The 8,680-nt window shown below is 52.3% G+C and carries 8 protein-coding genes and 1 pseudogene; 3 read left to right on the top strand and 6 right to left on the bottom strand.

Annotated elements, in window-relative coordinates; translation table 11 throughout:
- Positions 1-122 (top strand): annotated as a pseudogene (locus ACESNI_RS16890) (IS5/IS1182 family transposase); the annotation flags it as partial.
- Positions 123-165: 43 nt separating this feature from the next.
- Here ACESNI_RS16890 and ACESNI_RS16885 read toward each other — a convergent pair.
- From ACESNI_RS16885 to ACESNI_RS16865, 5 genes are all read right to left on the bottom strand, one after another.
- On the bottom strand, positions 166-1,338 hold the full coding sequence (locus tag ACESNI_RS16885) for an acyl-CoA dehydrogenase family protein (RefSeq protein WP_373089136.1): 1,173 nt from the start codon (positions 1,336-1,338) through the stop codon (positions 166-168).
- 13 nt (positions 1,339-1,351) lie between these two features.
- Positions 1,352-2,587 carry a CaiB/BaiF CoA transferase family protein gene (locus ACESNI_RS16880; RefSeq protein ID WP_373089134.1) on the bottom strand — a complete coding sequence of 412 codons (1,236 nt, stop codon included), beginning with the start codon at positions 2,585-2,587 and terminating at the stop codon, positions 1,352-1,354.
- A gap of 159 nt (positions 2,588-2,746) precedes the next feature.
- Complete coding sequence (locus ACESNI_RS16875) at positions 2,747-3,730, bottom strand: tripartite tricarboxylate transporter substrate binding protein (protein WP_373089132.1); 984 nt, start codon at positions 3,728-3,730, stop codon at positions 2,747-2,749.
- 40 nt (positions 3,731-3,770) lie between these two features.
- Complete coding sequence (locus ACESNI_RS16870) at positions 3,771-5,282, bottom strand: tripartite tricarboxylate transporter permease (protein ID WP_373089130.1); 1,512 nt, start codon at positions 5,280-5,282, stop codon at positions 3,771-3,773.
- A gap of 12 nt (positions 5,283-5,294) precedes the next feature.
- Positions 5,295-5,789: a tripartite tricarboxylate transporter TctB family protein gene (locus ACESNI_RS16865; RefSeq protein WP_373089128.1), complete on the bottom strand. Its 495-nt coding sequence runs from the start codon at positions 5,787-5,789 to the stop codon at positions 5,295-5,297.
- A gap of 99 nt (positions 5,790-5,888) precedes the next feature.
- On the opposite strand from ACESNI_RS16865, the gene ACESNI_RS16860 reads away from it, so the two are divergent.
- Together ACESNI_RS16860 and ACESNI_RS16855 are read left to right on the top strand one after the other, a co-directional pair.
- Positions 5,889-6,797, top strand: coding sequence for a GntR family transcriptional regulator (locus tag ACESNI_RS16860; protein WP_373089126.1), 909 nt, complete (start codon positions 5,889-5,891; stop codon positions 6,795-6,797).
- Positions 6,798-6,824: 27 nt separating this feature from the next.
- Positions 6,825-8,285: a sulfatase-like hydrolase/transferase gene (locus ACESNI_RS16855; RefSeq protein ID WP_373089124.1), complete on the top strand. Its 1,461-nt coding sequence runs from the start codon at positions 6,825-6,827 to the stop codon at positions 8,283-8,285.
- 256 nt (positions 8,286-8,541) lie between these two features.
- Here ACESNI_RS16855 and ACESNI_RS16850 read toward each other — a convergent pair.
- A partial coding sequence (locus ACESNI_RS16850) for an ATP-binding protein (RefSeq protein ID WP_373089138.1) occupies positions 8,542-8,680 on the bottom strand: 139 nt, incomplete at its 5' end.

Raw genomic sequence — 8,680 nt, 5'->3', positions numbered from 1 at the left:
TCGAGAATGCGTTTGCCAGACTCAAGCACTATCGTGCCGTTGCCACCCGATATGACAAGCTTGCTCGAAATTATGAGAGCATCGTGTCTCTGGCTTGCGCGTTTCTATGGCTACCGATGTGAATTATCAACAGCCCCTAGGTTTTGAGACAAAAAATTCTCTCTTTTAGGCGGACGGATCCAGACCCGAAAAGTCCCGCCCGAATAATTCGCGTACCAGCAGAACTTTCATGATATTGATCGTTCCGCCTGTGAACGACAATGCGGTTACATCACGCAGACGCTGTTCCTGCGGATATTCGACGAGATATCCGTCAGCCCCATGCAATTGCAAGCAATCCGTTATTGCCTCCTTCGCGGACGATATGCCGAACCATTTCGCCATCGCCGCCTCCTGCATGGAGGTCTGCCCAAGCGTTGTCAGGGTCAACGCGCGATACGCCATTAATCTTGCTGCCTCAATCCGCGTCCAATGCTCGACAAGAGGAAAACTCACGGCCTGATTGGTAGCAATCGGGCGACCATAAACTATTCTGTTCTTTGTGAATTCAATCGTCTCTTCGAGGGCTGTCTGCGCGGCCCCAATCGCGGCAAGGGGCGAGAGACAACGGGAGACGTTAAACCGAACGTTAAGGGCCTGGCGGCCGCCGCCGTCCGCGCCCATCAGTGCCGATGACGGCACCCGGACATTGTCAAATATCACACGACCCAGTTGATGAGCACGGGCGCCCATCTGCTCCATCGAGCTAACAGTAACGCCCGGCAGATCAGCATCAACACGGAACATGCTGATACTCATCTTGCTATCCTCGGTTTCCGTTTTTGCCGTGACCGCCATAACCTGCGCGCCCGGGACGAGGCTGACATGGATTTTGGTGCCACTGATGATATAATCGTCGCCATCTCTTATCGCGACAGTTGAGGTATTTCCAACATCCGAGCCTGAATCCTGCTCGGACATCGCGAGGGCGACCATCTTCTCACCGGCATTAACGGCACGCACGGTATCCGCGCCCCATCCCGGCATGAGAGTCCCGATGGAAGCCTGCAGCCAGCAAATAATCGCGCAGCTTATGTCGGCGCGCGCCAATTCCTCAATCGTGATGCCAAGACTGACATTATCCCGAGCCTGACCGCCCATATCTTTGGGCGCGATGACGCCGAGAAGCCCCGCCTCCCCCATTTTCCTGACCGCATCCCAGGGTATTTTATTCTCCTCATCCCATTTTCTGGAATTAGGGGCAATCTCTCTTGTGGCGAAGTTCCGCACATAGGCGCGATAGCATTCATGCTCTTCGGTGAAATTAAGAACAAGATTGCCGGGCGTCATTTTATTCATGCCATCTCACCCGTTAACCCGCACCATTATTGGAATGGGAGCTTATCGCACCGGATTTCTCCAGTGTGGACAATTCAATCTCGGAATAACCCAGCTCTCTTGATAGAACGGCGCGGGTATCCTTGCCGATCACCCCGCCCGTCCACCTGACCTCGCCCGGAGAATTCGAGAATTTCGGGACGATTCCCGACAGCTTTACCTGCCCCATTTCGTCATCCGGAACGTTGAGGATCATCTCGCGCGCGGCAAATTGCGGATCTTCAAAAACGTCGGCGATTGTATAAATGGGAGCGGCCGGAATATCTTGCTCAACCAGAAACTCATACAGGTCATTCAGCGACCAGTTTCTGGTCCAGTCACCAATTAAACCAACGATCTCCTCTTCATTCGCCAGTCGAGCGGGGCCATTGTTGAATTTGGACATATCGAGAAGTTCCGGCTTCCCCATTGCGACTGCAAGCCGGTCAAACGTCGTATCGTTCCCGGCAGCGATATGGATCCACTCATCATTTTTTACGGGGAACAGGCTGTTCGGGACATGCCCGTGCAGTCTGGAGCCGACCCGTGTCGGCACGATTCCAAGTTTTTCGAAGGTCGGCACAAAGTTCTCCATCAAGGAAAAGGAGGATTCGTAAAGCGCGACATCCACGACTTGACCGCGACCCGTTCTGTGTCGTTCCTGCATGGCGGCAAGTCCACCAAAGGCCCCGTATAAACCCGCGACGTAATCCGTAACAGGGGTGGCGACGCGGGCCGGCGGGCGATCCGGCTCCCCGGTAATACTGCGAATACCACTCAGGGATTCCCCGATAATCCCGAATCCTGCGCGCTTACTATAGGGTCCAGTTTGCCCGAACCCGCTAATGCGAACAAGGACGAGGCCGGGATTGTCCCTGGAAATTTCATCATACCCAAGCCCCCATTTTTCCAATGTTCCCGGCTTGAAATTTTCAATCAGGATATCTGCTTTTCTAACAAGGTCCCGAACGATGTGACGACCTTCCCCGGATTTCATGTTGATCGCAACCGTCTCCTTGTTGCGATGCATACTGGTCCACCACAGCGACTTTCCATTGAACTGGCGCCCCATCCCACGGAGGGCGTCACCAGACGGTTTTTCAATGCAAATAACAGAGGCGCCAAGATCCGCGTATAATCGACCGCAGAAGGGGCCAGCCACAGTACTTCCCAGTTCAACAACGCAACACCCGGTTAAAGGTCCTTTGACGGCGGCATTATCGGTTGTCATATCCACTCCTGTAAAGCGGGCCACTTCTTATGGCCCCTTGCGATAGTTCCCGTCAGATATTTTGAAAAATCATGGGGACTGAGGGGCTTCGTAACGCCCCTTAGTCCTAATTTACGCTTACGGCTCACAGTCTAGAGCCGTTCATTCCGAGCGAATTTGTTAGCTGTCGCCCTTGATATAAGCTTCATAGATTTTCTTATAGGCTTCTGCATCCTGGTACATTCGTTCACGGAATTTATCGCCGGGGATCCACACAGGCGGGTACCCGAACTTCTTACCGAACTCGATAAATTCAGGATCCTTGATGGCACTCTGCAGCCAGCCGGCCAGTTCAGCAACGACCTCATCCGAGGTATCTACAGGAACAAAAATACCTCGAATTGCAGCGACCTTAACCGGCAACCCCAGGCTTTCAAGCGTCGGGACATCCCGGATTTCAGGATACTCGATGTTAGTAAGCGGTCCACCCACCGTCAGAACATTGATCATGCCGGCCTTGACTTCCTTCAACAGGACCGGGGAATGAATTACGCCAGCATCCACCTGATTGGCGAGCATGGCTTTTTTCAAGTTCGCTCCCCCTGAGTAGGGAACGAATGTAACGTCAAGATTGCCGTAACCCTTGATACCCGACGCCATAATCATATGCGCACCCGTCGCGCCGCCAACACCGATTGTCAGCTTGCCCGGGTTCTCTTTTGCCTTTTTCACGAAATCTTTAAATGACGTGTAGCCTCGATCCTTATGCGATACCAGCCAGGTCGGCGTATTATAAAAAGCACCTACATATTTCATTTTGTCGAGGTTAATAGGAAGGTTTTGCTTGAAAGTCATGAAGGCAACCATCTCGGTTGAGCCGTTCATCAGGATCGTGCAGCCATCCGGTTTGGCATTTATCGCTTTAACAGACCCGGTAACACTGCTGGCCCCACTTATATTATCGATTATCACGGATTTGCCGCTGACTTTTTCAAGCGCGACCCCAAGGCCCCGGCCGAGCCGGTCCGTCCCGCCCCCCGCTTTCCACGGTACAATCATGCGGATCGTATCACAGTCAATAGACGCCTGCGCAATCGGCGTTTGCACAGCGAACGCCGCCGCCAGAACGAGAGCTCCCGCCATAATCTTGTTTGTTATATTCATCTTCATTTCCTTCTTTGAAGTTTGCTTTTGTTTTAACAAGTTAATCCGAAATACCGATCTTGCTGCGTCGCCCTTTCCTGGCATCCTTGGTTCCGGAATAGATTTCCCAAGACAGGAAGAGAACCATCAACGCAACGATCAATTGACGCGGCCATGTATCGATAAAGGTGGTCCAGTCGTTATGGGAGATAACGAGTGCAAGGCGAAGGTTGGCTTCAATAATGGGCCCAAGGATAATCCCGAGAACAATCGTCACCACGGGGAAGCCTCGCGATTCCAGTAAGTAGCCAACAACCCCGAAAAATATCGCGATATACACGGCATAGACACTGTTCACCGTGGCAAAGGCACCAATTGTTGCCAACAATAAAACAAAAGGGAACAACCAAGATCTGTCTTGCTGCAACACAAAGATAAACATCCGGATCGCACGCCAGGCAATCAGGAACATGAATATTGTCGCAACCAGCAGGCCCGCCAGAATGCCATAGACCAAATCGGAATTTGTCTGAAACAACATCACACCCGGCTCGACACCATGCAGCACCAATGCCCCCAACATGATCGCCGTCGAGCCATCCCCGGGAATGCCAAGCGTGAGCATGGGGACCATGGTCCCGCCGGTGGTCGCGTTGTTGGTGGATTCCGGGGCAATAATACCGTCCGGCTCCCCTTTTCCAAAATCCTCCGGATTTTTTGATTGCCGTTTGACCGCGGCATAAGAAATCCAGGTCGCGCCTTCCGCCCCTACGCCCGGGACGGCACCGATACCGGTGCCAAAAAGACTTCCGATGACCGCCGGGCGCCAGCGCTTCAACACGTCCTTCATTTTTGGCAGCGCAAGATTCACCTTGCTCGTGATCTGCGCACTCTGCTGACCAATCAGTTTTAAGTCGCTGAGAACAACGGCAATACCGAAAAAGCCGGTCAGGGCCGCCGCGAACGGGATGCCAGACATCAAATCAACAATATTGAACGTGAATCGGGAGGTGGCATCGACCGGGTCCAGACCGACAGTCGAAATCAATAGTCCAAGCAAAACCCCGATCAGGCCTTTCAGCATCGACCCGCGCACAAAGGATGACACCATCAACAGGCCAAGAATGCCTATCAGCGCGATATCCGCGTTACCAGATTTAAGCGCAATTGAGGCCAGTAATGGAATGAACGTGATTGCAATTATCCAGCCAAATATACCGCCGAAGGTGGACCCCAGTGTTGCATAGCCCAAGGCGAGCCCCGCTTCCCCGCGCTCTGCCATCGGATGCCCGTCGAGAGCCGTACAGGCCCCAGCCGGCGTTCCGGGCGTTCGCAGCAAGATGGCAGAAAATGATCCCCCGAGCTTGGTGCCAACATAGACGCCGATCATCGTCAGAAGCGCCGGTAGAGGCTCCATTGTATAGGTGAGCGGCAGCAGGATTACGATCGCCATGGGCGAACTCAGGCCAGGTAGCGCCCCGACCATCAGGCCAAGTCCGGTCCCAAGGAACAAGAGTAAAAAATTCCACGGCTGAATTACATCCCCAAAGCCGCCAATAAGCCCCTCAATCATTCTTTTAAACCCTCAGTAAAGCGGCAAGTTTAAAATAGATACAAACAGGCCATGAAAGAGCCCGCCCCCAATTACAGCGACAATGGCGTTGGGCCCCACGCGTGTTTCGCCAAAAATGAAGAACGCAATAAATAGGAACCCGCCAGTCAGCAAAAAGAAGGGGATTTTTCCGATCAACAAGGCGAACCCGATCAGCATCGCCACAACAGCCAGAATACGCAGGAACAGGAATGGCGGCGGCGCTATCTTTTCGGCATGTTCGTCGACATTGAGGCCCGCTCCTTCTTTACGGGACCTAGACAGCGACATGAGACTTGAAACGACGTACAGGCTGGAGATCACAACAAGCAGAGATGAAATCGCGACTGGAAAGCTGCGAAAGGTAATATTCGCGTCGCGACTGCTCTGTATTGCTTCACCCGGACCGTACTGAATATAAAAAAGCGCAAAAAGCCCGATTGCCACCAACACGACTCCGAGGGCAATATCTTTCATATTTTCCGACATACAGTTTATCCTCCCAATACATCGATTTCGGCCTTGCCTGACTTCTTCGTTCCTATTTACTATATAGAATATTTACTATATAGTAATCATAATATTTCGGTGACTGTCAAGATTTTTGCGATCGAAAAGCGAGAGTGTTATGCGACCCCGTGGAAATTCAGAAAAGGCGCGACGAAAATGGGCACATCGTTCGATATCCGTCCTGATCATATCCGGGCGGCCACTGTAATCGTAGACCTTGGAAAATTCCTGCCGGAAGCCTTGGCGACCACGGGCCATCCCAACGCACCCAAACATGTGCAGCTTTCACGCGCACTGGTTCGCGCACTCGACAAAGGCATTGTCCGGGAAGGCGACAAGCTCCCGAGCGAATCTATCCTGACGGCAATGACTCCCTATAGTCTTGGTACAGTACAGAAGGCTGTGAAATGGTTAGTGCAAAGTGGCTTCGTCAAGCGCACACCCGGAATCGGGACAATAGTCAAGTCTTGGCGGAACCTCCTGTCGGAGCCGCTGCACTGCCGGTTTAAGAATGAAAGCGGCGATATTGCCCCCGTCTACACATCCATCGTCAACAGAACTGCGATTGACGGAACCGGCCCCTGGGATGAGGTACTCGGCAATGACCAGCGCATCTTCCGCATAGACCGCTGTTTCCGGATCGATGATAAATTTTCAGTCTTTTCCTATTTTTATGTGGATGTCGATCGTCAACCGATATTCGAAACCCTGCCGCTTAACGATTTTGAAAGCTACAACTTCAAGACGTTGATGTACGAACAATCCGGTGACCCGATTACCCATCTCGATCAACGTGCCACCTTTGTAACCCCCAGCGAGAAAATTGCCCGCTATGTCGGTGTTGATGAAGGAACATCGGTCCTGCAACTCAAGGTGTCCGCCAAAACTGTTTCCGGAGAATATATTTATTATCAGGAACTCTTTATCCCGCCGAATGATTTCGATCTCCAAATAGATAGCCATCTGGGCGGACTTTCCAGCATTTAATCTCTTTGAAAACCAAGTGAGGAAATAATGAAACCACAAAACCTTCTTGTCATCATGTCTGACGAGCACAACCCAAAATACCTGGGTTCCAAAAAACATCCCCTTGTGCAAACCCCTCATCTTGACAAGCTGGCGGCAGGCGGCACGCGTTTTAACAGCGCATATACCCCCTCCCCTATTTGCGTGCCGGCGCGTGGATCATTTGCAACCGGCAAGTATGTGCATCAGATCAAAAACTGGGATAACGCGCTGGCATTTGATGGCTCCGTGCCCAGCTGGCATAGCGTGTTACGGGACAGAGGGCACGAAGTCGTCTCCATAGGGAAACTCCATTTCCGTTCCAGTGATGATGATAACGGCTTTTCAGATGAACAGATCGCGATGCATGTCATTGACGGCCAGGGAGATTTAATGGGCCTGGTCCGCGGCGAGGATATGCCGGTCCGAAAAGGCGCCTATAAAATGGCGAAAATGGCGGGCCCTGGGGAGTCCATGTATACGACATATGATCGAGACATTACGGCACGCGCACAGATATGGCTTAACGAGGAAGCGCCGAAGCATAGTGATAAGCCGTGGATCCTGTTTGTTTCACTAGTATGCCCACATTTCCCGCTGACGGCACCGCCGGAGCATTTCTATCACTACTATAACCAGAGTATCCCTTTGCCAAAATTATACGAACAGGCCCGCGAAGAACAACATCCCTATATCCGAAAATACCGCGAAACGATGCCGTATAATGACTATTTCGAAACGCCCGATATGGTCAAACGCGCTCTGGCGGGCTATCTCGGGCTATGTAGTTTCGTCGATGAAAACGTTGGCAAAATTTTGCATGCACTCGGCGAAAGCGGCCTCACCGACAACACCCGTGTCGTCTATACCAGCGATCATGGCGATAATAACGGTGCGCGCGGTCTCTGGGGGAAATCGACCATGTACGAGGAAGCCGCCGGGGTTCCCTTAATCCTTAGCGGCCCGGATATTCCATCCGGTGTTGAAATCGAGACTCCCGTCAACCTCACCGACCTTTATCCATTCATTATGGATGCGGTTGGTGAACTGGACTCCGAGAGTGTCACAGCCGAACATCCAGGGACCAATGTGATGGAAATACTGGCAGGTGAGCATTCTGACCGGGCTGTATTTTCGGAGTATCACGCAATGTGCTCAAAATCCGCCGCCTTCATGATCAGAAAAGGCAATTACAAACTCGTCTACTACGTTGATTACGAGTCACAACTGTTTGATTTATCATCAGATCCGGAGGAATTGACGAACCTTGCAGGTTGCCCGGAAGTGGCGGACGTGCAAGAGGATCTAACTCGGGAATTATTCAAGGTTTGCGACCCTCACGCCGTCGATCGCGAAGCCAAGGTGGATCAACAAGCCATGCTGGAAGCCTGTGGCGGCAAAGAGGCTGTCATTGCCCGCGGTGATCTGGGCTTCAGCGTCCCGCCCGGTGTCGAACCAATGTTCGACTAAAATGGACACCTCGAATTCTGCAACGCCGCGGGTCAATTGCGACGGCGTTGCAGAATGTGATCATCCGGAAGTTGCCGAGTCTTGCCCTCTAAAAACATCATTTGAATATCCCGGTCCTGCGATGCACGGGGTATTGCCGCAGCCAGAACCGGCCTTGGCGCTCAAAGTAATTTCCGGGCCTCCCATAATTGCGTATTCTGGCCAGTCCGATCAGCCGTACTGGTTTTATCCGATCACCTGAGCAGCCTCACGCGTCCTAACATTCCGAGTGATCGGAATCCGTAATTTCTGATAGCGTCTTCCTCATCGACTCGCCTTTGAGTTTCAGCTTGTGACTGTTGTGCAGCAGCCGGTCCAGAATGGCATCCGCCAGTGTCGCGTCGCCGATCATCTTG

Source organism: Sneathiella sp. (genome assembly GCF_041689005.1).
Taxonomy (GTDB): Bacteria; Pseudomonadota; Alphaproteobacteria; order Sneathiellales; family Sneathiellaceae; genus Sneathiella.
The sequence above is the reverse complement of the archived record's forward strand: the minus strand, read 5'-3'. Positions and strand labels throughout refer to the sequence as shown.

Bases quoted from the DNA above. Each gene is read 5' to 3' on its own strand.
- ACESNI_RS16885 (WP_373089136.1), bottom strand. From the start codon at position 1,338: ATGAATAAAATGACGCCCGGCAATCTTGTTCTTAATTTCACCGAAGAG.
- ACESNI_RS16880 (WP_373089134.1), bottom strand. From the start codon at position 2,587: ATGACAACCGATAATGCCGCCGTCAAAGGACCTTTAACCGGGTGTTGC.
- ACESNI_RS16875 (WP_373089132.1), bottom strand. From the start codon at position 3,730: ATGAATATAACAAACAAGATTATGGCGGGAGCTCTCGTTCTGGCGGCG.
- ACESNI_RS16870 (WP_373089130.1), bottom strand. From the start codon at position 5,282: ATGATTGAGGGGCTTATTGGCGGCTTTGGGGATGTAATTCAGCCGTGG.
- ACESNI_RS16865 (WP_373089128.1), bottom strand. From the start codon at position 5,789: ATGTCGGAAAATATGAAAGATATTGCCCTCGGAGTCGTGTTGGTGGCA.
- ACESNI_RS16855 (WP_373089124.1), top strand. From the start codon at position 6,825: ATGAAACCACAAAACCTTCTTGTCATCATGTCTGACGAGCACAACCCA.